General features: G+C 71.2%; 22 protein-coding genes and 1 pseudogene. 14 read left to right on the plus strand and 9 right to left on the minus strand.

Annotated elements, in window-relative coordinates; genetic code table 11:
* Positions 1-132: 132 nt before the first annotated feature.
* Positions 133-429, minus strand: a pseudogene (locus tag QF037_RS26395) (helix-turn-helix domain-containing protein); the annotation flags it as partial.
* A 153-nt stretch (positions 430-582) separates the two neighbouring features.
* Between QF037_RS26395 and QF037_RS26400 the strand changes: the two are divergent.
* The 8 genes from QF037_RS26400 (at position 583) to QF037_RS26435 (ending at position 10,736) form a co-directional block, all read left to right on the plus strand.
* Positions 583-1,377, plus strand: a complete 795-nt coding sequence (locus tag QF037_RS26400) for a TIGR03084 family metal-binding protein (protein ID WP_307029253.1) — start codon at positions 583-585, stop codon at positions 1,375-1,377.
* Positions 1,374-3,044 (plus strand): acyclic terpene utilization AtuA family protein, encoded by a 1,671-nt coding sequence (locus tag QF037_RS26405; protein WP_307029255.1) that lies wholly within the window; start codon positions 1,374-1,376, stop codon positions 3,042-3,044. The genes QF037_RS26400 and QF037_RS26405 overlap by 4 nt, the downstream gene beginning before the upstream one ends.
* The gene (locus QF037_RS26410) at positions 3,041-4,639 is read left to right on the plus strand and encodes an acyl-CoA carboxylase subunit beta (RefSeq protein WP_307029256.1); all 1,599 of its coding nucleotides are present in this window, start codon (positions 3,041-3,043) and stop codon (positions 4,637-4,639) included. Before QF037_RS26405 ends, QF037_RS26410 begins: the two co-directional genes overlap by 4 nt.
* 107 nt (positions 4,640-4,746) lie before the next feature.
* On the plus strand, positions 4,747-6,597 hold the full coding sequence (locus QF037_RS26415; protein WP_307029258.1) for an acetyl/propionyl/methylcrotonyl-CoA carboxylase subunit alpha: 1,851 nt from the start codon (positions 4,747-4,749) through the stop codon (positions 6,595-6,597).
* 56 nt (positions 6,598-6,653) lie between these two features.
* A complete protein-coding gene (locus QF037_RS26420) occupies positions 6,654-7,817 on the plus strand; it encodes an acyl-CoA dehydrogenase family protein (RefSeq protein ID WP_307029260.1) in 1,164 nt (387 codons plus the stop codon).
* 17 nt (positions 7,818-7,834) lie between these two features.
* Entirely contained in the window at positions 7,835-9,403 is a 1,569-nt protein-coding gene (locus QF037_RS26425) for a 4-coumarate--CoA ligase family protein (protein WP_307029262.1), read from the plus strand.
* Positions 9,400-10,134 carry an enoyl-CoA hydratase family protein gene (locus QF037_RS26430; protein WP_307029264.1) on the plus strand — a complete coding sequence of 245 codons (735 nt, stop codon included), beginning with the start codon at positions 9,400-9,402 and terminating at the stop codon, positions 10,132-10,134. Before QF037_RS26425 ends, QF037_RS26430 begins: the two co-directional genes overlap by 4 nt.
* The gene (locus QF037_RS26435) at positions 10,122-10,736 is read left to right on the plus strand and encodes a TetR/AcrR family transcriptional regulator (RefSeq protein ID WP_307029266.1); all 615 of its coding nucleotides are present in this window, start codon (positions 10,122-10,124) and stop codon (positions 10,734-10,736) included. Before QF037_RS26430 ends, QF037_RS26435 begins: the two co-directional genes overlap by 13 nt.
* A 13-nt stretch (positions 10,737-10,749) precedes the next feature.
* Here QF037_RS26435 and pdxH read toward each other — a convergent pair whose 3' ends face one another.
* Positions 10,750-11,379, minus strand: a complete 630-nt coding sequence (pdxH, locus tag QF037_RS26440; protein ID WP_307037377.1) for a pyridoxamine 5'-phosphate oxidase — start codon at positions 11,377-11,379, stop codon at positions 10,750-10,752.
* 305 nt (positions 11,380-11,684) lie between these two features.
* On the opposite strand from pdxH, the gene QF037_RS26445 reads away from it, so the two are divergent.
* Positions 11,685-12,797, plus strand: coding sequence for a citrate synthase 2 (locus QF037_RS26445; protein ID WP_307029268.1), 1,113 nt, complete (start codon positions 11,685-11,687; stop codon positions 12,795-12,797).
* A gap of 72 nt (positions 12,798-12,869) precedes the next feature.
* On the opposite strand, the gene QF037_RS26450 is transcribed toward QF037_RS26445, so the two are convergent.
* The 3 genes from QF037_RS26450 to QF037_RS26460 form a co-directional block, all read right to left on the minus strand.
* The gene (locus QF037_RS26450; protein WP_307029270.1) at positions 12,870-13,898 is read right to left on the minus strand and encodes an isopenicillin N synthase family dioxygenase; all 1,029 of its coding nucleotides are present in this window, start codon (positions 13,896-13,898) and stop codon (positions 12,870-12,872) included.
* Positions 13,899-14,351: 453 nt separating this feature from the next.
* Positions 14,352-14,942: a DUF4240 domain-containing protein gene (locus QF037_RS26455; RefSeq protein WP_307029272.1), complete on the minus strand. Its 591-nt coding sequence runs from the start codon at positions 14,940-14,942 to the stop codon at positions 14,352-14,354.
* Between the two features lie 37 nt (positions 14,943-14,979).
* A complete protein-coding gene (locus QF037_RS26460) occupies positions 14,980-15,891 on the minus strand; it encodes an SDR family oxidoreductase (RefSeq protein WP_307029274.1) in 912 nt (303 codons plus the stop codon).
* Positions 15,892-16,031: 140 nt separating this feature from the next.
* Between QF037_RS26460 and QF037_RS26465 the strand changes: the two genes are divergently transcribed.
* The 3 genes from QF037_RS26465 (at position 16,032) to QF037_RS26475 (ending at position 18,914) form a co-directional block, all read left to right on the plus strand.
* A complete protein-coding gene (locus tag QF037_RS26465; RefSeq protein WP_307029276.1) occupies positions 16,032-16,973 on the plus strand; it encodes a LysR family transcriptional regulator in 942 nt (313 codons plus the stop codon).
* The gene (locus tag QF037_RS26470) at positions 16,955-17,398 is read left to right on the plus strand and encodes a GNAT family N-acetyltransferase (RefSeq protein WP_307029278.1); all 444 of its coding nucleotides are present in this window, start codon (positions 16,955-16,957) and stop codon (positions 17,396-17,398) included. Before QF037_RS26465 ends, QF037_RS26470 begins: the two co-directional genes overlap by 19 nt.
* Before the next feature lie 133 nt (positions 17,399-17,531).
* A complete protein-coding gene (locus tag QF037_RS26475) occupies positions 17,532-18,914 on the plus strand; it encodes a PAS domain-containing protein (RefSeq protein ID WP_307029279.1) in 1,383 nt (460 codons plus the stop codon).
* Between the two features lie 27 nt (positions 18,915-18,941).
* Here the strand turns inward: QF037_RS26475 and QF037_RS26480 are convergent, their stop codons facing one another.
* Positions 18,942-19,697, minus strand: a complete 756-nt coding sequence (locus QF037_RS26480; protein ID WP_307029281.1) for an SIS domain-containing protein — start codon at positions 19,695-19,697, stop codon at positions 18,942-18,944.
* Positions 19,698-20,022: 325 nt separating this feature from the next.
* Between QF037_RS26480 and QF037_RS26485 the strand changes: the two genes are divergently transcribed.
* Entirely contained in the window at positions 20,023-20,715 is a 693-nt protein-coding gene (locus QF037_RS26485) for a metal-dependent transcriptional regulator (protein WP_307029283.1), read from the plus strand.
* Positions 20,716-21,290: 575 nt separating this feature from the next.
* The gene (locus tag QF037_RS26490) at positions 21,291-22,232 is read left to right on the plus strand and encodes an alpha/beta fold hydrolase (protein ID WP_307029284.1); all 942 of its coding nucleotides are present in this window, start codon (positions 21,291-21,293) and stop codon (positions 22,230-22,232) included.
* Between the two features lie 144 nt (positions 22,233-22,376).
* Here the strand turns inward: QF037_RS26490 and QF037_RS26495 are convergent, their stop codons facing one another.
* The 3 genes from QF037_RS26495 to QF037_RS26505 are packed head-to-tail and all read right to left on the minus strand — an operon-like array spanning position 22,377 to position 25,432.
* Positions 22,377-23,969, minus strand: coding sequence for a transporter (locus QF037_RS26495; protein WP_307029287.1), 1,593 nt, complete (start codon positions 23,967-23,969; stop codon positions 22,377-22,379).
* A complete protein-coding gene (locus QF037_RS26500) occupies positions 23,966-24,739 on the minus strand; it encodes an ABC transporter ATP-binding protein (protein ID WP_307029289.1) in 774 nt (257 codons plus the stop codon). The genes QF037_RS26495 and QF037_RS26500 overlap by 4 nt, the downstream gene beginning before the upstream one ends.
* A 30-nt stretch (positions 24,740-24,769) precedes the next feature.
* Entirely contained in the window at positions 24,770-25,432 is a 663-nt protein-coding gene (locus QF037_RS26505; protein WP_307029290.1) for a bifunctional DNA primase/polymerase, read from the minus strand.
* Positions 25,433-25,727 lie beyond the last annotated feature (295 nt).

Consider the following 25,727-nt stretch of genomic DNA (forward strand, 5'->3'; position numbering starts at 1 on the left):
CCCCTCCCGCAAAGGTCACGCATTCGATGCAAGAACTCCCGTTCCATCGAATTCGCGCACGGTAGCCGCAACGCTCACCCATACACGCTCAAACACACCCAAGCACCGTCAACTGACAGCAGTTCCCAACCCCGCCTTCGCCTCCATCTCCGCATACGGCTGGAACCAGTTCGGCAACTGACTCCGCAGCACCAGCCCCACCAGCCGCGAGAACATCCCGTCCGTCCCCATCGCCGCGTCCACCCGCTCGGAGAACTCGCGCTGCGGCACCTTCGTCGCCGTCTCGATCTGTCCGATCAGCGACCCGGTACAGAACACGATCGCCCCGAGCTGCGCCAGCGTCAGCCCCGCCTCCTCCCGTACGCGGCGCAGCTCGTAGCCGTAGTAGTCCAACGGCGATGCGCTGGGGTCGAGTTCACGGATCCGCATGCCGACCACCTCCCATGACTGAGAGTGGCCATGTGAATGCGCAGGGATCTCGGCTTGTGGAAAAGTCGGGCGTCGCCAGTGGCAGACAAAGGGGCCGCACATTTTCATGCAAGCACGCTTGCTTGTTTTTGTGGGCGCTGACATCCTCGCTCCATGGCAGACCCGACGCCCGTCATCGATGATCTGTGCGCCGAGAGCGAGGAGCTCGACCTGCTCGTGGCCGAGTTGAGCCCCGAGCAATGGCGGCTCGCGACGCCCGCCCCCGGCTGGAGCATCGCCCACCAGATCGCCCACCTCGCCTGGACCGACCACTCCTCCCTGCTGGCGGTGACCGATCAGGACGGCTTCTCCCGCGAGGTCGAGAAGGCGCTCGCCGCACCCGGGGACTTCGTGGACAACGGTGCCGAGGAGGGTGCCGGGAAGCCCCCGGCGCGGCTGCTCGCCTACTGGCGCGCGGGACGTGAGGACCTGGCCGACGCCCTGCGGGCCGCCCCCGACGGCGCCCGTTTCCCCTGGTACGGCCCGCCCATGTCCACCGCCTCCATGGCCACCGCCCGCCTCATGGAGACCTGGGCGCACGGCCTGGACGTGGCGGACGCACTGGGCGTGACCCGCGCCCCCACCGACCGGCTGAGCCATATCGCCCGGCTCGGTGTCCGCACCCGCGACTTCTCCTTCGGCGTGCACGGGCTCACCCCGCCGTTCGAGGAGTTCCGCATCGAACTCACCGCCCCTTCGGGCGAGTTGTGGATCTACGGCCCCGAGAACGCCACCGACCGCGTCACCGGCCCCGCCCTCGACTTCTGCCTCCTCGTCACCCACCGTGCCCACCGCGCCGACCTCGCCCTGCGCACCGAAGGCTCCGACGCCGACCGCTGGCTCGACATCGCCCAGGCCTTCGCGGGCCCACCGGGCGGTGGACGCCCGCCGAAGGGGGCGGCCGGGTGAGCACGCTGCGTATCGGCAACGCCTCCGGCTTCTACGGCGACCGGTTCGACGCCCTGCACGAGATGCTCACCGGCGGCGAACTCGACGTCCTCACCGGCGACTACCTCGCCGAACTGACCATGCTCATCCTCGGCCGCGACCGTCTGAAGGCCCCCGGCGCCGGTTACGCCCGCACCTTCCTGCGCCAACTCGAGGACTCGCTCGGTCTCGCCCATGAGCGGGGCGTCAAGCTCGTGGCCAATGCCGGCGGCCTCAACCCGGCCGGACTCGCCGACCGGGTGCGGGAGTTGGCGGGCCGGTTCGGCATCCCCGTCCGCGTCGCCCATGTCGAGGGCGACGACCTCACCGCACAGCACCCCGGCAGCCTCGCCGCCCACGCCTACCTCGGCGGCTTCGGTATCGCCGCCTGTCTGCGCGAGGGCGCCGACATCGTGGTCACCGGGCGTGTGACGGACGCGGCCCTGGTCACCGGGCCCGCCGCCGCGCACTTCGGGTGGGCGCCGGGGGAGTACGACCGGCTGGCGGGGGCCGTCGTCGCCGGGCATGTGCTGGAGTGCGGGACGCAGGCGACCGGCGGGAACTATTCCTTCTTCCGGGAGGGGGACGTCCGACGCCCCGGCTTCCCGCTCGCCGAGCTTCACGAGGACGGCTCGGCGGTCATCACCAAGCACCCCGGCACCGGCGGCTTCGTCGACGTCGGCACGGTGACCGCGCAGCTCCTGTACGAGACGGGCGGCGCCCGGTACGCGGGCCCCGATGTCACCGCCCGCCTCGACACGGTCCGCCTCACCCAGGACGGCCCCGACCGCGTCCGCGTCGACGGGGTCCACGGCGAACCCCCGCCCCCCGCCCTCAAGGTCGGCCTCAACCGGCTCGGCGGCTTCCGCAACGAGGTCTCCTTCGTGCTGACCGGGCTCGACATCGAGGCCAAGGCCGCGCTGGTGAAGGGGCAGTTGGAGGCGGCCCTCGGCAAGGTGAGCGAGGTGCGCTGGGACCTCGTCCGCACCGACCGCCCCGACGCCGACACCGAGGAGACCGCGAGCGCGCTGCTGCGGCTCGTCGTACGGGACCCGGACCAGGAGGCCGTGGGGCGGGCGCTCAGCGGGGCCGCCATCGAGCTCGCGCTGGCGAGCTACCCCGGCTTCCATGTGCTGGCACCACCTGGAAAGGGCGCGCCCTATGGGGTCTTCGAGGATGTGTACGTCCCCCATGGGGCCGTTCCCCATGTGGCGGTCCTCCATGACGGGCGGCGGGTGTCCGTGGCACCGGCCCAGGTCACCGTCGTACTGGAAGACGTGCCGGAGCCGCCGCTGCCCGAGCCCCTTCCGTCGGGGCCCACGCGCCGCGCTCCTCTCGGGCTCGTCGTCGGCGCCCGCAGCGGTGACAAGGGCGGGAACGCCAACGTGGGTGTCTGGGCCCGGACCGACGAGGCCTGGAGCTGGCTCGCGCACGCGCTGAGCGTCGACCGATTCCGCGAACTCCTCCCGGAGACCGCCGGCCTGCCCGTCACCCGCCACGCCCTCCCGGGCCTGCGCGCCCTCAACTTCGTCGTCGAGGGCATCCTCGGCGCCGGCGTCGCCGCCCAGCACCGCTTCGACCCGCAGGCCAAAGCCCTCGGCGAATGGCTGCGCTCCCGCCACCTGGACATCCCGGAGGAGCTGCTGTGACCGTCCTGTCGTCGGCGCTGGACCCCAACGGCCCCGACTACCGCGCCCACCGCGAGACCATGCTCGCCAAGCTCACCGCACTGGACGCCGAGCACGCCAAGGCCCTCGCGGGCGGCGGCGAGAAGTACGTCCAACGGCACCGCAAGCGCGGCAAGCTGCTCGCCCGTGAGCGCATCGAGCTGCTCCTCGACCCCGACACGCCGTTCCTGGAACTGTCCCCGCTCGCCGCCTGGGGCAGCGACTACACCGTCGGCGCCTCCCTGGTCACCGGGATCGGGGTCGTCGAGGGCGTGGAGTGCCTGATCACCGCGAACGACCCGACCGTGCGCGGAGGCGCCAGCAACCCCTGGTCGCTGAAGAAGGCGTTGCGCGCGAACGACATCGCGCTCGCCAACCGGCTGCCCTGCATCAGCCTGGTCGAGTCCGGGGGCGCCGATCTGCCGTCACAGAAGGAGATCTTCATTCCCGGCGGGGCCATCTTCCGGGATCTGACCCGCCTCTCCGCCGCCGGGATCCCGACGGTCGCCGTCGTCTTCGGGAACTCCACCGCCGGAGGCGCGTACATCCCCGGCATGTCCGACCACGTGATCATGGTCAAGGAGCGCGCGAAGGTGTTCCTGGGCGGTCCGCCGCTGGTGAAGATGGCCACGGGGGAGGAGAGCGACGACGAGTCCCTCGGCGGCGCGGAGATGCACGCGCGCGTGTCGGGCCTCGCCGACTACTTCGCCGTCGACGAGCAGGACGCTCTACGGCAGGCACGCCGGGTCGTGGCACGCCTCAACCACCGCAAGGCGTACGACGATCCGGGCCCGGCCGAGCCGCCCAAGTACGACGCGGAGGAGCTGCTGGGGATCGTCCCCGGCGATCTGAAGGTGCCCTTCGACCCCCGCGAGGTCATCGCCCGGATCGTCGATGCCTCCGACTTCGACGAGTTCAAGCCGTTGTACGGGACCAGCCTGACCACGGGGTGGGCCTCGCTGCACGGCTATCCGGTCGGCGTGCTGGCGAACGCGCAGGGAGTCCTGTTCAGCGAGGAGTCCCAGAAGGCGGCCCAGTTCATCCAGCTGGCCAATCAGCGGGACATCCCGCTCCTCTTCCTGCACAACACCACCGGCTACATGGTCGGCAAGGAGTACGAGCAGGGCGGCATCATCAAGCACGGCGCGATGATGATCAACGCGGTCTCCAACTCCCGTGTCCCGCACCTGTCCGTGCTGATGGGAGCCTCGTACGGCGCCGGGCACTACGGCATGTGCGGGCGGGCCTACGAGCCCCGCTTCCTCTTCGCCTGGCCCAGCGCCAAGTCGGCCGTGATGGGCCCGCAGCAGCTCGCCGGCGTCCTCTCGATCGTGGCCCGGCAGTCGGCGGCGGCGAAGGGGCAGTCGTACGACGAGGAGGGCGACGCGGCTCTGCGGGCCCTGGTGGAGCAGCAGATCGAGTCCGAGTCGCTGCCGATGTTCCTGTCCGGGCGGCTCTACGACGACGGCGTCATCGACCCCCGCGACACCCGCACCGTCCTCGGCCTGTGCCTGTCGGCCATCCACACGGCGCCCTACGAGGGCGCGCGTGGCGGCTTCGGCATCTTCCGGATGTGAGGGCCCCCCTTTGCGGCTGAACCGCCGCCGCTCTCGCGGACCTGGTTGCTCGCCGTCGTGGTTCCTCGATTGATGGTTGCGGTGATCTAGTGGAAAGAGAATCTTTCGTGATCGGAACCGTTCTGGTCGCCAACCGCGGCGAGATCGCCTGCCGCGTCTTCCGCACCTGCCGTGAGCTGGGAATCCGGACGGTCGCCGTGCACTCGGACGCCGACGCGAACGCCCTCCACGCGCGCGTGGCCGACACGGCGGTACGGCTGCCGGGGGCGACCCCTGCGGAGACGTATCTGCGCGGCGACCTGATCGTGAAGGCGGCGGTCGCGGCGGGCGCGGACGCCGTGCACCCCGGCTACGGCTTCCTCTCCGAGAACGCGGACTTCGCCCGCGCCGTCCTGGACGCGGGACTGGTGTGGATCGGTCCGAGCCCCGCGTCGATCGAGGCGATGGCGTCCAAGACGCGCGCGAAGGAGCTGATGGGCCTCGCGCCGCTGGGGGAGCCCACCGAGGCCGATCTGCCCCTGCTGGTGAAGGCGGCCGCGGGCGGCGGGGGACGCGGGATGCGGATCGTGCGCCGCATGGAGGAGCTGAGCGCCGCGCTGGAGGGCGCCCGCGCCGAGGCCGCGAGCGCCTTCGGGGACGGCGAGGTCTTCCTGGAGCCGTATATCGAGAACGGCCGCCACGTAGAGGTCCAGGTCCTCGCCGACACCCACGGCACGGTCTGGGCGCTCGGCACCCGCGACTGCTCCCTCCAGCGCCGCCACCAGAAGGTCATCGAGGAGTCCCCGGCCCCCGGACTCTCCGAGGGACTCGTGGCCGAGCTGCACGCGCTGTCCGTACGCGCCGCCCGCGCGGTCGACTACGTGGGCGCCGGCACCGTCGAGTTCCTGGTCACCGACGACAAGGCGCAGTTCCTGGAGATGAACACCCGCCTCCAGGTCGAACACCCGGTGACGGAGGCGGTGTTCGACGTGGACCTGGTGGCTCTCCAGATCGCGGTTGCGGAGGGCCGCGCGCTGGACGCGGACCAACCTCCACGCGCGCGTGGCCACGCCATCGAGGCCCGCCTCTACGCCGAGGACCCGTCGACCGACTGGACCCCCCAGACGGGCACCCTCCACCGCCTGACCGTCCCGGAATCCGTCCGCCTCGACACCGGCTACGACGACGGCACCGAGATCGGCGTCCACTACGACCCCCTGCTCGCCAAGGTCATCGCCCACGCCCCCACCCGCACGGAGGCACTCCGCAAACTGGCGGGCGCGCTGCAACGGGCCACGATCCACGGCCCGACCACCAACAGGGACCTGCTGGTCCGCAGCCTGCGCCACGACGACTTCACGACGAAGGCGATGACCACGGCGTTCTACGACCGCCATCTCCCGTCCCTGACGGTGACGCTCCCCGACCCGTACGCCCCCCTGGCCGCAGCCCTCGCCGACGCCCGGAGCCGCCCGTCCCGCTTCGGCGGAGGCTGGCGCAACGTTCCTTCCCAGCCCCAGACCAAGCGCTACGAGCACGCGGGCGAGGAGCACGAGGTCCGCTACCGCCACACACGCGACGGCCTGGAAGCGGACGGCGTGCGGGTCGTGCACGCGGACGCGCGTCTGGTCGTACTCGAAGTGGAGGGCGTGCAGCGGAAGTTCGAGGTGACGAGGTACGCCGACGAGGTGCACGTCAACGCGACGAGGCTGCGGGCACTGCCCCGCTTCCCGGACCCCACGGCCCAGCTGGCCCCGGGTTCCCTGGTGGCCCCCATGCCGGGAACGGTGGTCAGGATCGCGGAGGGCTTGGCCGTAGGAGCGCCCGTGAAGGCCGGAGAGTCCCTCCTATGGCTGGAGGCGATGAAGATGGAACACAAGATCACGGCACCCGTCACAGGAGTACTGAGCGCTCTCCAGGTACTGCCCGGCCAACAGGTGACGGTCGGCTCTCTACTGGCGGTAGTGGAACCCACCTAAGGGGCGCGGGGAACTGCGCGACCACCCACAGACAACTCGCACCCGGGAGGAGCCCCATGCCATCCACGATCGAATCCGACGAACACGAAGCCCTCCGAGCAGCGGTAGCCGCCCTCGGCAAACGCCACGGCCGCACCTACGACCGCGAACAACTCTGGTCCGAGGCGGCCAAACTCGGCTACCTCGGCGTCAACCTCCCCGAGGAGTACGGAGGCGGAGGCGGCGGCATCTCCGAACTCTCCATCGTCCTCGAAGAACTCGGCGCCGCAGGATGCCCCCTGCTCATGATGGTCGTCTCCCCGGCCATCTGCGGCACAGTGATCGCCAGGTTCGGCACGGAAGCCCAGAAGCAGGATTGGCTCCCCGCCTTGGCGGACGGCACCCGCACCATGGCCTTCGGCATCACCGAACCCGACGCCGGCTCCAACAGCCACCGCATCACCACCACGGCCCGCAAAGACGGCACCGACTGGCTCCTCACCGGCCGCAAGGTCTTCATCTCCGGCGTCGACATAGCCGACGCCACCCTCATAGTCGGCCGCGCCGAAGACTCCCGTACCGGCCGCCTCAAGCCCTGCCTCTTCATCGTCCCCCGGGACGCGGAAGGCTTCACCCGCCGTCAGATCGACATGGAACTCCAGGCAGTGGAGAAGCAGTTCGAGCTGACCCTCGACGACGTACGCCTCCCCGCCGACGCACTCGTCGGTGGGGGCCCCTCCCACGCTTTCGGCAGTGGGGGAGAGGACGCGGGCCTGCTCCAGCTCTTCGCCGGCCTGAACCCCGAACGCGTCATGACGGCCGCCTTCGCGATCGGCATGGGCCGCTACGCGCTCTCCAAAGCCATCGAGTACGCCCGCGACCGCACCGTCTGGAACGCCCCCATCGGCGCCCACCAGGCCATAGCGCACCCCTTGGCGCAGGCGCACATCGACCTCGAACTGGCCCGCCTGATGATGCAGAAGGCGGCCCATCTCTACGACACCGGCGACGACGTCGGCGCGGGCGAGGCCGCCAACATGGCGAAGTACGCGGCGGGGGAGGCCTGCGTGAAGGCGGTCGACCAGGCCGTGCACACCCTCGGCGGAAACGGCCTCACCCGGGAGTTCGGGCTCGCCTCGTTGATAACGGCCTCGCGCGTGGCTCGTATTGCCCCGGTGAGCCGGGAGATGATTCTCAACTACGTCTCCCACCAGACCCTGGGCCTGCCCAAGTCGTACTAGGCCGTCTTGGAGGAACCGTGTTCCGCAGCGAGTACGCAGACGTCCCACCCGTCGAACTCCCCATCCACGAAGCCGTCCTGGGCCGGGCCGCCGAGTTCGGCGACACCCCCGCCCTCGTCGACGGCACGAACGGCACCACCCTCACCTACGCCCAACTGGACGTGTTCCACCGGCGCGTCGCCGCCGGGCTCGCCGAGGCGGGGGTGGCCAAGGGAGACGTCCTCGCGCTGCACAGCCCCAACACGATCGCGTTCCCCACGGCGTTCTACGCCGCCACGCGCGCGGGGGCCACCGTCACCACCGTGCACCCGCTCGCCACGCCGGAGGAGTTCGCCAAGCAGCTGGGGGACTCCGCCTCCCGCTGGATCGTCACCGTCTCCCCGCTGCTGGAGACGGCCCGCCGGGCGGCCGAACTCGCGGGCGGCGTCGAGGAGATCTTCGTCTGCGACAACGCGCCGGGACACCGCTCGCTCCTCGACATGCTGGGCTCGACCGCCCCGGAACCGGCCATCGACATCGACCCCGTGGAGGACGTGGCGGCACTGCCGTACTCCTCGGGCACGACCGGCATCCCCAAGGGCGTCATGCTCACCCACCGCCAGCTCGCCACCAACCTCGCACAGCTCTCACCCGCCCTCGCGGTGGGCCCCGGCGACCGCATCCTCGCCGTACTGCCCTTCTTCCACATCTACGGTCTGACGGCCCTCATGAACGGGCCCCTGCGCAACGGCGCCACCGTCGTCGTCCTGCCCCGCTTCGACCTGGAGACCTTCCTCGCGGCCATCCAGAACCATCGCATCACCGGCCTGTACGTCGCCCCGCCCATCGTCCTGGCCCTCGCCAAGCACCCGCTGGTCACCCAGTACGACCTGTCGACGCTGCGCTACATCATCAGCGCCGCCGCCCCCCTGGACGCCAAGCTCGCCGAGGCCTGCTCGCAACGCCTGAACCTGCCGCCCGTGGGCCAGGCGTACGGCATGACGGAACTCTCGCCCGGCACCCACGTCGTCCCCCTGGCCGCCATGCGCCACGCACCCCCCGGCACGGTCGGCCGCCTCATCGCCGGCACCGAGATGCGCATCGTCTCCCTCGACGACCCCGACAAGGACGTCGGCGTCGGCGAGGACGGCGAGATCCTCATCCGCGGCCCCCAGGTCATGAAGGGCTACCTGGGCCGCCCCGACGCCACCGCCGCCATGATCGACACCGACGGCTGGCTGCACACCGGCGACGTCGGCCACACCGACGCCGGCGGGTGGCTGTTCGTCGTCGACCGGGTCAAGGAACTCATCAAGTACAAGGGCTTCCAGGTCGCCCCGGCCGAACTCGAAGCCCTCCTCCTCACCCACCCCGGCATCGCCGACGCCGCCGTCATCGGCGTCTACAACGACGACGGCAACGAGGTCCCGCACGCGTACGTGGTCCGCGGGCCCACCGCCACCGACCTCTCCGAAGGAGAGGTCATGATGTACGTCGCCGAACGCGTCGCCCCCTACAAACGCGTCCGCCAGGTCACCTTCATCGACGGGGTACCGCGGGCCGCCTCCGGGAAGATCCTGCGCCGCCGACTGAAGGAGCTCCAGTGACACTGATCGGCCGCACGCGCGCGCGGGGAATCGAGACCCTCACCCTCGACTCGCCCCACAACCGCAACGCCCTGTCGGCCGCGCTGGTGGGCGAGCTGGCGACCGCCCTGGCCGAAGGGGAGAAGGACGGGGACGTACGCGCGATCGTCCTCACCCACACCGGGAACACGTTCAGCGCGGGCGCCGACCTGAAGGACCCTCCCGACCCGGACGCGCTGGTGGGGCTGCTGCGGCAGATCATCGAGCTGCCCAAACCGGTCCTGGCCCGGGTCACCGGCCACGTCCGCGCGGGCGGACTGGGCCTGCTGGCGACCTGCGACATCGGGGTGGCGGCCACCGGGTCGAGCTTCGCCTTCACCGAGGTACGGATCGGGGTCGCCCCCGCGGTGATCTCCCTGCCGCTGCTGCCCCGCACCGACCCCCGCGCCCTCGCCCGCTACTACCTCACCGGCGAACGCTTCGACGCCGCCGAGGCCGCCCGCATCGGCCTCCTGACGGCGACCGGCGACGCCGTGGACGACGTACTGGAACCCCTCCTGGACGGCCTGCGCAAGGCGGCCCCCGAAGCCCTGGCGGAGACGAAACGGCTGCTCACCGCTAGGGTGCTGGAAGCCTTCGACCGGGACGCGGCCGACCTCACCGCACTCTCGGCCCGCCTGTTCGCCTCCGCACAGGCCCGTGAGGGCATGACGGCCTTTCTGGAACGACGGGATCCCGCATGGGCGCTGTGAGCACGGTCGGCGACCGTGTGGAACGTACTCCCAAACAGGACCGCAGCCGGGCCACCCGGCAGCGGCTCCTGGAAGCCGCCGTGGCCTGCCTCGCCGAACACGGCTGGGCGGGCTCCACGGTGTCCGTCGTCGCCGAACGCGCGGGCGTCTCCCGAGGCGCCGCCCAGCACCACTTCCCGACCCGGGAGGACCTGTTCACGGCGGCGGTGGAGTACGTGGCGGAGGAACGCTCGACGGCTCTGCGGGCGCTCTTCCCGCAAGGCACGACGGCCGACCGGCGGACCGTGGTGGCAGCCCTCGTCGACCTCTACACCGGCCCCCTCTTCCGCGCCGCCCTGCACCTGTGGGTCGCCGCCTCCAACGAGGACCAGCTCCGCCCCAACGTGACGGAACTGGAGGCCCGCGTCGGCCGCGAGACCCACCGCATCGCCGTGGAGCTCCTGGGCGCGGACGAGTCCATGCCCGGGGTACGGGAGACGGTCCAGGGCCTGCTGGACATGGCCCGGGGCCTGGGGCTGGCCAACCTGCTCACGGACGACGCGGGGCGCCGGGAACGCGTCGTCGCCCAGTGGGCCGTACTGCTGGACGACGCACTGGGCTGAGCGCCCGTCGTCCTCAGGGGCTGAGCCGCTCCACCCGCCAGCTCCCGTCCGGCTCCGCCACGTACCGCAGCCGGTCGTGCAGCCGGTTCTCCCGGCCCTGCCAGAACTCCACCGCCTGCGGAGCCACCCGGAACCCACCCCAGTTCGGCGGCACCGGCACCTGCTCGCCCTCCGGATAGCGGGCCTCGAGCTCGGCGTACGCCGCCTCCAGGTCCGCCCGTGTCGCGATCACCGACGACTGGGCACTGGCCCACGCCCCGAGCTGCGAACCGTGCGGGCGGGTCCGGAAGTACGCGGCGGTCTCGTCCCGCCCCGTACGGCGCGCGACACCCGTGACGACGACCTGCCGGGCCATGGGATGCCACGGAAAGAGCAGCGAGACGTACGGATTCTCGGAGAGGTCACGCGCCTTGCGGGAGTCGTAGTTCGTGTAGAACACGAACCCCTGCTCGTCGAACTGCTTCAGCAGCACCGTACGAGAGGTGGGCCGGCCCTCCGCGCCCGCCGTGGAGACCACCATGGCGTTCGGCTCGAACAGCTGGGCCTCCGTCGCGGCCTGCTTGAACCAGCGCGCGAACTGCCCCACGGGCGTGGCGGCGAGGTCGCTCTCGGCGAGCCCCTCGGCCCGGTACTGCTTGCGCATGGCGGCGGGATCGGGGAACGGAACGGGGTCGCGGGAGACGGCGTCTGCGTCGGTCACGCCGTCATCTTGCCGTATGGAATCCGCCGGAGAGCCGGTCGGGGCCCACCGCACAAGGGTGGCACTCAGTGCCGCAAGGGCTCCCCAAAGGTGGCACTCGGGGATATGGTGCAGATGCCGCCGCGGTGGGGTGACCACCCGCCGTACGGGCATCACAGGGCCGACCGACCATCCGGAGCCGTCCCCTCCGCAGGTCGCCCCCACACCGCCCGACAGGACCTGTCGCACACATCATGAGGAGCCGCCTGATGTCCGACCTCGACCCCGGCTTTGTACCTGGCCTCGAAGGAGTCGTCGCGTTCGAGACGGAGATCGCCGAACCGGACAAGGAAGGCGGCGCCCTGCGATACCGGGGCGTCGACATCGAGGACCTGGTCGGCAACGTCTCGTTCGGCAACGTCTGGGGCCTGCTCGTCGACGGCGCCTTCCGCCCCGGCCTGCCGCCCGCCGAGCCCTTCCCGATCCCCGTGCACTCCGGCGACATCCGCGTGGACGTCCAGTCCGCACTCGCGATGCTCGCCCCCGTCTGGGGCCTGAAACCCCTCCTCGACATCGACGAGGCCCAGGCCCGCGACGACCTCGCCAGGGCGGCCGTCATGGCCCTGTCGTACGTCGCCCAGTCCGCCCGCGGCCAGGGCCGCCCGATGGTCCCCCAGAGCGAGATCGACAAGGCCCAGTCCGTCGTCGAACGCTTCATGATCCGCTGGCGCGGCGAACCCGACCCCAAGCACGTCGCCGCGGTCGACGCCTACTGGACGTCCGCCGCCGAGCACGGCATGAACGCGTCCACCTTCACGGCCCGCGTCATCGCCTCCACCGGCGCGGACGTCGCCGCCGCCCTCTCGGGCGCCGTGGGAGCCATGTCCGGCCCGCTGCACGGCGGCGCCCCCTCCCGCGTCCTGCACATGATCGAGGAGATCGAACGCACCGGCGACGCCGACGCGTACGTCAAGCAGGCCCTCGACAAGGGCGAGCGCCTGATGGGCTTCGGCCACCGCGTCTACCGCGCCGAGGACCCCCGCGCACGCGTGCTGCGGCGCACGGCCCGTGAGCTGGGCGCGCCCCGCTTCGAGGTCGCCGAAGCCCTGGAGAAGGCGGCCCTGGCCGAACTCCACGCGCGCCGCCCCGACCGGGTGCTCGCGACCAACGTCGAGTTCTGGGCGGCCATCGTCCTCGACTTCGCCGAGGTGCCGGCCCACATGTTCACGTCGATGTTCACGTGCGCGCGCACGGCAGGCTGGTCGGCGCACATCCTGGAACAGAAGCGGACGGGGCGGCTCGTGCGGCCCTCCGCGCGGTATGTGGGGCCGGGGTCGCGTACGCCGCAGGACGTCTCGGGGTACGAGGACATCGCCCACTGAGAGGGGTGCCTGGGGGGCGCGGGCGACTGCGGGCCGTATGCGGCCGGTCGCCCGCGCTCCTCGGGTGAGTGATCAGGCCGGAGTCAGCAAGTCGCCGTGATGGCGCTCCGCCACCAGCGGGTGCGCCCGCAGCTTGCCCTTGAGCTCGTTGTAGCCGTACTCCGCGAACAGCGGGTTGGTGGGGTCGTCGGAGACACCGGGTGCGGCCGAGGCGTACGGGAAGGTCAGGGGCTCCACGCGCGCGTCGAGGCGCGGGTTGTAGAAGAACGGGACGGAGAACCGCTCGGTCGCCCCGGGCGGGGAGACGACCCGGTGATGCGTGGCGACGAGATACCCGTTGGTGGCCACCTCCAGCAGCTCACCGAGATTCACCACGAACGCCCCGTCCAGCGGCGGCACATCATGGAACAGCCCGTCCTCGCGCTGCACCTGGAGCCCCCCGACCTGGTCCTGAAGCAGCAGGGTGAGGAACCCGTAGTCCTTGTGGGCACCGACTCCCTGATCGGCCCCGTCCCCCGCACTCCCCGGGTACCGCACGAGCTTCAGGTGCGGATGGGCGTGCGCCCCGAAGATCGGGTCGTAGAAGTCGGCGGGCGCCCCGATGGAGGCGAGCAGCTCGTGCAGCAGCCGCTCGGCGACCGAGCTGAGCCGCTCGACCCACCCCAGCGCGGCGGTCCGCAGCTCGGGCAGTGAGCCGGGCCACTGGTTGGGCCCCTGGAGCCACCAGTAGGCAGGCTCGTCAGCGCCCGGTGTGCGAGCCTCCCGCTCGGCCCCGATGTCGAGCTGATCCCGCCAGTCCCTGCTGCCCCCCGTCCGCTCGTCGCCGGTCCGCGTGTACCCACGGAAGTGCGGCGAGCGCACGTTGTCGATGGCGAGTCGCTCCGCTTCGGGAAGCGCGAAGAACTTCCGCATGGCGGAGAGCAGGGAGCTCACCTCCTCCCGGCTGACCCCATGCCCGACGAGCTGGAAGAACCCCACGTCATGGGCGGCGCTGTGCAGCTGGGCATGAAGCAGCGCACGGGCCTGGGGACCGCGATCGGCGGCGGAGAGATCGATGATCGGGAGCTGCTGGTACGACGGATGCGTCGACACGTTCGTCATGGAGTTCGTCCACAGAAAGAGGAGGGGGAGCAAAGCAGGGAACGGCAGCGGGTGGCTGCGTCAGAAAGGGGCCGGAAGCTCAGATGGAGCGTCGACAGCCCATGCTCGTGACGCGGACGTAGTCCACGTGGCGTCGTCGAACGAGCGAAAGCATGAGGTCAGAGTACTGCGCGCCGCAAGAAACGCGGGTGTCGCAGATCACTCCCGAAAATCCTCCAGGAACGCAGACGACCCGCAAGCTCGGGTCCCACCGCCGGAGCGGGGGAGCCGGCCGGACGTACCGGCGAGCTTGCGGGTCGGGTGACTGCTTGGGATTGGGCCGGCTGCACGCTTCTTTCGCGTACTGGTCCGGCACCGCACTGAATGTGGTGTCGGGCTGCTAGCCCGCAGCCACCTCTTCTGTCCGGTTCGAATACATCTGCCGAACCACCTCCCTTCTGAAGTAGCAGCAGCCTAAGAACTCATCGGCGTCCGATCAACCGCTTTTTCGGAAAGGAAGAGCAAGGCGAGTAGCGGCAGCCGTCGCCGCATCTCGTCATCGTCGTCGAAGTCGAAGTCCTCGCCCATGTCGGTCTCGGCGCGGGTAGCGGGACGATCCGCCGCGTACTGCCTCCAGGCCTCGTAGAAGGCCTCGCAGTCCCCGGTGATCCGCTCGTACGCGTCCGAGGCGCAGTAGTTGGCGTCCTCGTAGAAGACCGTCCGGTCCGCGAAGTCGGCGGCCGCGCCGACGACCTCGGCATGATCCGCGAGGCTGTCCGGTACGGCGGCCGCCCGCTCGTACCATTCGCGCCCCTGGGCGATCAGCCCCGCACGGAAGTCCGTGAAGCTGTCGTCGGAGCAGCCCCCACCGATGAGGTAGGCGGCGGCCCACACGTCCCAGCGGTAGATGGCACCGTGGAGCACGTCGAAGCGCTCCTGGTACCGCAGGATGTCCTGCGGCGAGCGGCGGGCCAGCAGGTCGACCAGTGCCTCGTGGAAGGGCAGGTCTTCCGTCGTCTTCGAGCGCGCTGTCTCGACGATGCTCCAGAACTCGTTCGTGTCCATGGCGGGAACTGTGCCAGGAGGGACTGACAACGGCTCCTCAGAGCTTGCTCGTCCGCCCGTCCTCGAAGTAGTGCCCCTCCGCCAGGTCCGCGAGCAGCCCCGGCTCCTCCGGCTTCCAGCCCAGCCGCTGCCGTGTCAGTGCGCTGGACGCCTGGAGGTTCAGGGAGACGAAGTGGCTGATCCAGCCGAAGTGGGCGGCGGCTTCGGCGGGGGGTATCCGGACGACCGGGAGGTCCAGTCCGTGACCTATGGCGGTCGCGACAGCGTGGAGGGGCACGCCCTCGTCGTCGATCGCGTGCAGGCGGACGCCCGCCGGGGCCTTCTCCAGGGCCAGCCGGAACAGACGGGCGGCGTCGAGGCGGTGGACGGCGGGCCAGTGGTTCGTGCCGTCGCCGACCATGGCCGACACGCCCCGGTCGCGGGCGATGTCGATCAGCTGGGGGACGAACGCCCCGTCGCCGCGGCCGTGGACGGACGGGGGGAGGCGGACGAGCGTGGCGCGTACGCCGCGTTCGGCGAGGGCGAGGGTGGCTTCCTCGGAGGGCACGCGGAAGGGTGCCACGGACACCGGGTCGGCCGGGTCCTCCTCCGTGGCGAACACACCAGGCGGGACCAGGAACACCGAGGTCGTCACGAGGGGCTTGCCGGTGCCTTCGAGTGCCGCGCCCATCGCCTCGATGGCGTGCAGGTCGATCGCGCCCGAGGCGGCGATGTCGGAGAAGTCGTGCTTGAAGGCCGTGTGGATGACCCCGTCCGCCGCCGCTGCGCCACGGCGGAGGCTGTCGAGATCGTCGAGGTCGCCGCGGTGCACCTCGGCCCCCGCGGCCGTCAGCGCCGCGGCGGAGGAGTCGGAGCGGGCGAGGCCGACGACCTGGTGCCCGGCGCCGAGGAGCTCGCGTACGACGGCGGAACCGACGAACCCGCTGGCGCCGGTGACGAAAACGCGCATGGTGATGCCTCCGAACAGAGGGATGGTGTCTGGGGTGCCCTCATCGTCCGGAGCAGGTGCCGTCCGCGTCCAAAGCCTGTTTCTCATCGGGCAATACGGTTTGAGCATCACCACAGCTCAAGCGTCGATAGGCTCCCCGTATGACCGACCTCGACCTCCGCCTGGTCCGGTACTTCACGGTCGTCGCCGAGCACCGGCACTTCGGCCGTGCCGCCGCGGCCCTGCACATCACGCAGCCGTCACTGAGCCGGCAGGTGCAGCGGCTGGAGCAGCAGTTGGGCACCCGACTCCTCGACCGGACCCCGCAGGGGACGAGGCTGACGGAGGCCGGGGAGACCTTCCTGCCCCATGCCGAAGCGCTGCTCCGCGCGGCGGCGCAGGCGGCCGCACACACGCGTGCCGCCGCCCGTCCGAACCGCATGACGGTCGGCTTCACCTCGGGCCTCATCGTCACTCCGGCGGTACGGGCGGTTCGTCACCGCTACCCGGACGCCGACGTGCAGACCGCACACCTGAACTGGGACGACGTATGCCCGGCCCTCCTCGACCACCGGGTCGACGCGGTCGTGACCCGGCTGCCGTTCCCCACCGACGGCCTGCATGTGACGGTCCTCTACGACGAGCCGCGCGTCCTCGTCGTCCCGCTGGACCACCGGCTGGCCGGCAAGGACTCCGTCACCCTCGACGACATCGCCGACGAGCCGCTGCCCCGGACCGCGGATCCGGTGCGCAGCGCCTTCTGGCGGTTCGAGCCCCGGCCGGACGGCCGCCCGGCACCCGACGGGCCGCTCATCGGGGCGATCGAGGACAAACTGGAACTCGTCGCCGCCGGCGAGACCCTGGCGGTCTCCGTCGTCTCCGTCGGAAGGGCCCTGCGCCACGACCTCACCACGGTCCCCCTGGACGGCGTCGAGCCGAGCCATGTCGTCGTCGCGACCCGGGCCGGGGACCGAGGCCGCGTGCTGACAGCCTTCCGCAAGGCCGCGAGAGAGCGCCTCACGGCCCCGGAATTCTCGTATGAAGATCGAGATTGCGGTGTCCGCGCGGCGGGGAGGTGGACCTCGTGCCTGATGTCCGAATAGAGCCCGCCGTGGGCGACGCCATGCTCGAGCAGTGGCGATACGTCCACAACGTGATCATCCCGGCCGACGAGCTGGACCTCGCCACGGTGCGGGAGCGCGGCGCGCGGTACCGGCTGGAGAACGCGTACGTCGGTGACGTGCTCGTCGGCTGCTCGACGGTACGGCCCCCGGAGGGCGGGGCGGCGACGGTCATCGCGCGCGTGCTGCCCGAGCACCGGCGGCAGGGGTTCGGAACGGCGCTGTACGAGAACGGGCTCGCCCACGCGCGCGTGCTGGGCGCCACCACGATCGAGACCTGTGTCCTGGCCGTCAACGAGGACGGTCTGCGCTTCGCCGAGAAGCACGGATTCACCGAGGTCGAACGCTATGTGCTGCCGCCCGAGACCGACCTGTGGGTCGACCTCAGGCTGGATCGGGCACCGTAGAGACAGAAGCGGCGTACAACGATTCCCCCAACTTGCGGGAACCCGGTGTGTGCTGCGTCACGTTCCAGTTAGATGATTGCAAGTGAGCGAACCGACGTGCCGTACGGACGGACGCAGCCTGCAGGGGGTCCAGGTGAGTGCTTCGCGGCGTAGTGGGACCACCGACGAGCTGGGGCCGAACGAGCCCGAACAGCCCGACGGTGCGGATCTGCTCGCCGCCCTGCTCGACGGCATGGACGCGGCACTGTGCGCCTTCGACGCCGACGGCGTCGTCACCCACTGGAACCGCGAGGCCGAACGGATCCTGGGCTGGACCGCGGCGGAGGCGGTGGGACGGCAGGGATTCGCCGGGTGGGCAGTGCGCAGCGCGGACGCCCAGGAGGTCGAGGGGTGGCTGCGGTCCGCCATGCGGGCCCCCGGACGGCAGGTGCACGAGTTCGCCCTGCTGACCAAGGAGGGCGGGCGGGTCCTCGTACGGACCCAGTCGGCCGCCGTACACGGACCCGACGGGAAGCCGGCCGGGGTGTACTGCGCCTTCAGCGAGGTGCACGCGCAGATCGACCTGGAGCGGTCCATCGCACTGAGCGAGGCCCTGTTCGACGACGCCAGCTGGGGTGTCGTGCTGGTCGACGCCGATCTACGGCCCGCGGTGGTGAACGCGCACGCGGCCCGGGCCCTCGGTGTCGGCCGTACCTCCGTCCTGGGACGGCCCCTCGGGGAACTGCTCGCACAGGGCGTCGAGGAACTGGAGAGCGCGCTCACCCATGTGCTGGCTGAGGGCGCGCCGCCCGCACCCGCCGAGATCTGGGTGAGCGTACGCACGCCCGAGGGCGAACAGCGGCGCTGCTGGCGCTGCGGCTTCGTACGCCTGGCCTCGCCGCTCGCCGAGGAGCCGGTGCCGCTGGGCGTCGGATGGCTCTTCAACGACGTCACCGAGGCCAAGCAGGCCGAGCAGGAGGCGTCGATGCTGCGCTTCCGCACCAACCAGCTGCACCGGGCGGCCCGGGCGGGCGCCGAGTGCGAGGACCCGGCCGAGGCCGCGACGATCCACCTGGACTTCGCGCTCGCCGGCTTCGCCGACCACGCGCTGATCGACCGGGTGGCGGGGGAACCGGCCGCCGAGTCGGACACACCGGTACGGCTGGTACGGGTCGCCTCGACGCCTTCCGGGGCGCCCGGCCCGAGCCTGCTGACCGGACAGGCCGGGCTGCCCGTGCGCTACGCCGAGGGACATCCGGCGCTCCAGTGCGTGGACCGGACGGGCGCCGTACGGGCCAGCGTGGGGGCCGTGCCGCCCGAGAAGGCACGCGAGTGGGCCCTGGCCCGGCAGTGGCCGGGAGACGCGGTACACGCGCTGTGCGCGGTCCTGCGGAGCCGGGGACGGACGCTGGGGGTCGTGACGTTCCTGCGGGGCGCCGGGCGGAGCCAGTTCGAGCGGTCCGACGCGGTGTACGCGGAGGACGTGGCGGTGCGGATCGCTTCGGCGCTCGATCTGGCGGCGGTTCTGCGGCGGTGAGGTGACGGGCCGTCCTCCAGCCGCCCGCTAGTGCCGGTAGAAGATCCGGTCCCCGTACTCCTCGAACACCCGCGCGTTCCACGCCAGCCCCCCGTCCACGTTCCCCGACCGCAGCATCGGGGGTTCGATGCCGCGTGCCGCCAGGTCGGCCGCCGCCGTTGCCACCGTGGCCTGGAGGAGGGCCGAGGTGACGACCGTGGAGGCGGGGGCGAAGGGAGCGGGGACGGTGTCGAGGGTGAGTTCCGCGTCGCCGATGGCGATCTTGGAGTCGAGGACGACGTCGCAGTGGTCCTTGAGGTAGGTGCCGGAGGAATGGCGGGGGGTCGTCTCCGAGGCGTACGCCACCGAGGTCACGCCGATGACCTTCACGCCACGCGCGCGTGCGGTCATCGCCATCTCGACGGGGAGGGCGTTGCGGCCGGAGAGGGAGATGATCACGAGGGTGTCGCCCGCGCGGAGCGGGGAGGAGTCGAGGACGGCGGTCGCGAGGCCGTCGACGCGCTCCAGGGCGGAGCCGAGCGTGGCGGGCATGACGTCGACGCCGACGACACCGGGGACGGTGAGCAGGTTCATCAGTGCGAGTCCGCCGGCGCGGTAGACGACGTCCTGCGCGGCGAGCGAGGAGTGCCCGGCGCCGAAGGCGAACAGCCTGCCGCCGGCGGCGACGGTGTCGGCGAGGAGTGCCCCGGCCGCGTCGATGTGCTCGGCCTCCTCCTCGCGGACCCGCTGCAGCAGGCCGATCGCAGCGTCGAAGAAACGGTCGGCGGGCGTGCCGTCGCTCATACGGGCCCCTTCGGGTCGGCTGTGTCGCGGATCACCGTGCGGTCTGGACCAGTGCGGTGTCAATACGGCGGGGCCGAGCCGTGGCGGCCGTGTGCGAACCCGCCTCCGTCCGGTGTCGAAGCCACCGCATCGCCGGCGCCAAGGGCGCCGCACCGTCGTACGGCCTCCCGCGCGGCCCCCGGACAGCCCCTCGGATCGCTGGCGAAACCAGCTCGTTTCACCGGCGCGGCACGGTTGTCAGTGCTATGCGTCAGAATTGAGGCCAGGGCCAGCGCACGCGCCGCGAAGTCGTTGCGCTTCCGGCAGATCTCATCGAGGGGCACGTATGTCCGGACTGATCGACACCACGGAGATGTATCTCCGCACCATCCTCGAGCTGGAGGAGGAAGGTGTGGTCCCCATGCGCGCCCGGATCGCCGAGCGGCTCGACCAGAGCGGGCCGACCGTCAGCCAGACGGTGGCGCGGATGGAGCGCGACGGGCTGGTGTCCGTGGCGAGCGACCGGCACCTGGAGTTCACCGACGAGGGGCGCCGGCTGGCGACGCGCGTGATGCGCAAGCACCGGCTGGCGGAGTGTCTGCTCGTCGACGTCATCGGGCTGGAGTGGGAGCAGGTGCACGCCGAGGCGTGTCGCTGGGAGCACGTGATGAGCGAGGCCGTGGAGCGGCGGGTGCTCGAGCTGCTGCGCCACCCCACCGAGTCGCCGTACGGCAACCCGATCCCCGGTCTGGAGGAGCTCGGCGAGAAGGACGGCGCCGACCCGTTCCTGGACGAGGGCATGGTGTCGCTGGCCGACCTGGACCCGGGCCCGGAGGGCAAGACGGTCGTCGTCCGGCGTATCGGCGAGCCGATCCAGACGGACGCGCAGCTGATGTACACGTTGCGCCGGGCGGGCGTGCAGCCCGGTTCGGTGGTGAGCGTGACGGAGTCGGCCGGTGGTGTGCTGGTGGGCAGCGGGGGTGAGGCGGCCGAGCTGGAGGCGGACGTCGCGTCGCATGTGTTCGTCGCCAAGCGCTGACTGTCGTACGCCTTCTGTCGAGTGTTCAACTGCCGGGACAGCAGAGGCAGTTGCGGCATCTCGATGATCTCGTCGATTCCAAGATTCACTGTGCCGAATCGCAGCGCTCGGACGCCCCGCGTGCAAGGCTGTCGCGTGAGGCATATGACCTGAGGGGGGCGGGGAGGATGCGCCGCAGACGTGTGGAGGGCCCCGGCGCCGTGTGGCGCCGGGGCCTGTCCTCCCCTGTGCTGACCCGGAGCCCCGAGCTCCCAGGGTCAATCCCCTCGGACCGGTTTCCCCGACCGGTCCGCCTCCCGCTGAAGATCTCCCCTCAGCGGCGACGATCAATCCTCGAGCAAGGTCACTCAAACGAGGGGTGTTGTCGGCGGAAACCGCATACTCGAATGGGCTTTCGATAGCCTTCGGGTGACACGTCGGGCGGAACGTGCGCTTCAGGGAGGGGGCGCACGACAGCAGGCACGTCAGGCAGGGGCAGGCAGCACACGGTTCACAGGACCGGCCGGCTCGGCGTCCTTCGGGGTGCGGTGCCGGATCGGACTTCGACGAACCCGTTGAGGGGGGTGCCAGGACCAATGGCGCGGCGCATCGACGTGACCGGGGCGGGCGGCGTACGTCTCGCGGCCTGGGAGTTCGGCGACCCTCCCAAGCCCGACCCGGCGAGGGACGCGACGGAGCACGGCCTCCGCGAGAACGGTGAGACAGCCGGGCGGCGCGTCGGTCAGCGGGCCGCACAAGGCGCCCTGGACCCTTCGCCCGGCGTGCTCTTACTGCACGGCCTCATGGGCCGCGCCTCCCACTGGGCCTCCACCGCCCGCTGGCTCTCCGCACGCCACCGGGCCGTCGCCCTCGACCAGCGCGGCCACGGCCGCAGCGACAAGCCCCCGCACGCCTCCTTCACCCGCGAGGCCTACGTCGAGGACGCCGAAGCGGCCCTCGAACAGCTCGGCCTCGGCCCCGCCGTCCTCATCGGCCACGCCATGGGCGCGCTGACCGCCTGGCAGCTCGCCGCGAAACGGCCGGACCTGGTGTCCGGAGTGATCATCTGCGACATGCGGGCCTCCGCGCTCGGCGCGGCCTCGCAGCGGGAGTGGGCGGACTGGTTCAAGGCCTGGCCCGTCCCCTTCGCCACCCTCGCCGACGTACGCAAGTGGTTCGGGGAGGACGATCCGTGGGTGGAGCGGCCCAATCCGGCGCGGGGGGAGTTCTACGCCGAGGTGATGGCCGAGTCGCCGGACGGGTGGCGGCCGGTGTTCGAGCACGAGCAGATGCTGAAGTCCCGGGAGCCGTGGGTGTTCGACGCGCACTGGGAGGAGCTGGCGCAGGTGCGGTGCCCCGCGTTGGTCGTGCGGGGGCTCGACGGGGAGTTGGGGCGGGCGGAAGCGCAGGAGATGGTGCGGGTGCTGCCTCGGGGGGAGTACGCGGAGGTCGCTGACGCGGGGCATCTTGTTCATTACGATCAGCCGGATGCGTGGCGGGCGGCGATCGAGCCGTTCATCGACGGGCTGACGGGGTGATCGGTGCCTAAGAGCTCGGGGGGTTCTGCCGGGGGGCGGGTGCGGGTTCGTCGTGGCTGGTCGCGCAGTTCCCCGCGCCCCTGAGGGCGTTGCAGGCAGCCTGCGTCCACAGCGGTCGCCCGAACACCCCGGCCTGAAAGTACCTCAGCCCTTGCTCACCGCCGCCAGGATCTCCGGGAGCCGTGCCGCCGTCCTCGGTGCCGCCAGGCGAAGCCCCAGCAGGGTGATGCCCGCCCCGTACACCGCCCCCACCGGGAGCAGCACCCAGGTCCAGTCGTCCCCGTTCTCGCTGACGTTCAGCCAGATCGTCAGGACGATGACCGGGGCGCACAGCAGGGCCGCGCCCACCATGCCGCCGAAGATCGAGATCCAGGCGAGTCCGGCCTGGCCGGGGGCCACGTTCTTGTAGCCCTCCTGCGGGATGGAGTACGGGAAGCGGGCGGAGGCCCACGCGCCCGTGGCCAGCATCGCGCCGAGCAGGGCGAAGGACAGGCCGAGCGCCTCGGGCAGTCGCGCCCAGTCGCCGAGCATCGCGGTGGTCAGGACGGTCACGAGGGTGGCGTACGGCAGGGTGATCAGCAGCAGGGCAAGCGCACGGCCGCGCAGTTCGACGTAGGCGTCCCGGGTCGAGGAGATGGTCAGGGCGACGATCCAGAACGCGGAGGTGTCCTGGCCGAACTGGTTGTACATCTGGATGCCGAGCATCCCTGCGGCGAAGCAGGCGAAGTAGATCGAGCCGGTGCCCTGAAGCGCGTTGAACACGGGCACGATCAGGCCGATCGCGAGCGAGGTCACCCAGGCCGCCTTGGTCTTCGGGTCGCGCCAGATGTACCGCAGGCTGCGCTCCACGACCGTCCCCGTGCGCCCGGTGGGCAGCAGCCGCCCGAGCCCGGTCGACGTCCGCTCGCGCGAGGCCGACTCGCCGGCGGACTGCAGGGTGGAACCGTCGGGAGCGGTCATCAGCCGGGTCAGATGCCTGGCCCATACGGCGATCAGGCCCGCCAGCGCCCCCGCGCTCAGCGCGAGTTGGACGACCGCGGCCCCGTACGACCCCTCGCTCACCGACTCCACCGCCCCGATCGCGGAAGCCGGCGGCACCCACCTCAACACCTCGCCCGCCGGATCGAGCTCCGCGAGCCCGCTCGAACCCAGCCGCTGCGCACCGAAGTTGACGAGCTGCGCCCCGATCGCGATGACCAGTCCGCTCAGTACGGCCAGATCCCGGCCCTTACGGCTGGTCAGCAGCCGGACATTGGCGGCGGCGACGGCCCGCGCGAGTGCCACGCACACCAACAGCGCCAGCACGACGGCGACGACGCCGACGGCGTACGCGAGTCCGCCGTGCGCCACCGAGATCGCGGACCCGACGAGCAGGCAGAGGGTGAACAGCGGCCCGATCCCCACCAGCGAGGCCGCGAGGAGCGCCCGCACCAGTGGCCGGGGGCGCAGCGGGAGCATCACCAGGCGCGTCGGGTCGAGCGTCTCGTCCCCGCCGGGAAAGAAGAGCGGCATCACCGCCCACCCCAGCGCCAGCACCGCCACCAGCAGCACGACGACGGACACGGCGTGCTCGTTCCCGCGCAGGGCGATCAGCCCGAGGAGCTGGAGCGCGGCGAACAGCAGGGTGACGACCGCCGACGCGATGTACGCGGCCCGCCGCCCGCCGGACTGCTTCAGCCCGTTCCGCAACAGTGACAGCTTCAGCCGTACGACGACGGCGGTGACGTCGGCGCTCATCGTGCCGCCCCGCCGCCCAGCCAGTCGAGATCGGACCCGGTGTTCCGCCCGCCCGCCCCGACGAGTTCCAGGAAGGCCTGTTGGAGCGAGGGCGCGGCGCCGCGTACGTCGGCGAGGGGGCCGTGTGCCCGGATGCGTCCCGCGGCCATCACGGCCACCCAGTCGCACAGCGACTCGACGAGCTCCATGACGTGGGAGGAGAAGACGACGGTCGCGCCCGACGCCGTGTAGCGCTCCAGCACCCCGCGGATGGTCTGTGCGGACACCGGGTCGACGCCCTCGAACGGCTCGTCCAGGAACAGCACTTCGGGATTGTGGAGCAGGGCCGCCGCGAGCCCGATCTTCTTCCGCATCCCGGTCGAGTAGTCGACGACCAGTTTGTGCTGCGCGCCCGCCAGGTCGAGGACGTCGAGGAGCTGGGTGGCCCGCTTGTCGACCTCGGCGCCGGGCAGTCCGCGCAACCGCCCGGAGTAGGCGAGCAGTTCCCGCCCGGAGAGGCGTTCGAAGAGGCGCAGCCCTTCGGGGAGGACGCCGATCCGGGCCTTCACCTCGACGGGATCCCGCCAGACGTCGTGCCCGACGACCTCGACGGAGCCCTGGTCGGGCCGCAACAGCCCGGTGATCATGGAGAGGGTGGTGGTCTTCCCGGCCCCGTTGGGTCCGACGAGCCCGATGAACTTCCCGGCGGGCAACTCCAGATCGATCCCGGCAACGGCGACCTGCTGGCCGAACCGCTTCCAGAGTCCACGCACACTCACAGCCGACGTCATGGAAGCCAACCTAAGGGGCGCGGAGAGCTTTCAGCGGTCCCGCCCGCACGCGTAGGCGAGCGGAGAGATCAACTCCTCCGCGTCCGGCAGCCACCTGTTGGCGGGCGTGGGCCTGCACGCCCACTGCACGGCCCCGCTGGATCCGTACCGCGTGGGGGGCGCCGCCACGAACGCGCCCTCGCCCAGCGCGACCAGATCGAGCGACGACGGCGTCCAGCCGAGCTTGCGCACCAGGTCCGGCACCTTCACCGAAGCACCCGGCAGCACGAGGAAGTGCATCCGGCGATCCGGCGACAAGGTCACCGGCCCCAGCGTCAGCTCCATCCGCTCCATCCGCGCCAGCGCCAGGAACCCGGCGGTCTCCGGAACGGAGATCGCGTCGAAGGCCCGCCCGGTCGGCAGCAGGATCGACGCCCGCGGCTGCTTCGACCACAACCGGCGCGCGACGGTCGCACTGCCCGTGGCCTGCGTCGCCCAGTCCTCCCGCGAGGGGTGCGCGCCGGGAGCGGCGCACGCCGCGTCGCCGCAGGAGCAGTGCTGCACCCCGTCGACGGCTTCCAGCCAGGTGCCGGGGAACACGTCCCAGTGGCGCTCCTCGGCGTAGCGTACGGCGGTCTCCAGCAGCGATTCCCCGCGCTGCCTCGGAATCTGGGCGGTTTCGGTGCTCGCGATCGTCTCTTCCACGCCCAACACAACTCCCCCCGCCACCTCGGGTTACGGCCGTACCGCGCGCGGGGGAAGCGCATCGATTCCGCATCTGGGGCGCATGGATGCATGTGTGGGGGCGCGCAGGAGGATCTGCGGGGGGAGGTGGGTAGCCACATGCGGGGTGGCTTCCGTCTTTTACCCCGGCAATCCTCGCATGCCTCGCATTTTCGGTATCTCGTCGGGGCATTGATCTTCACGGCCGGAAATCTTCGCTCACCTCGGCGGGATCCGGTCGTGGAAGACACGTCAACTCGGTGCGTGGGCAGGCACCGCAGCCACA

It is taken from the genome of Streptomyces canus (assembly GCF_030815415.1).
Lineage (GTDB): Bacteria > Actinomycetota > Actinomycetes > Streptomycetales > Streptomycetaceae > Streptomyces > Streptomyces canus_F.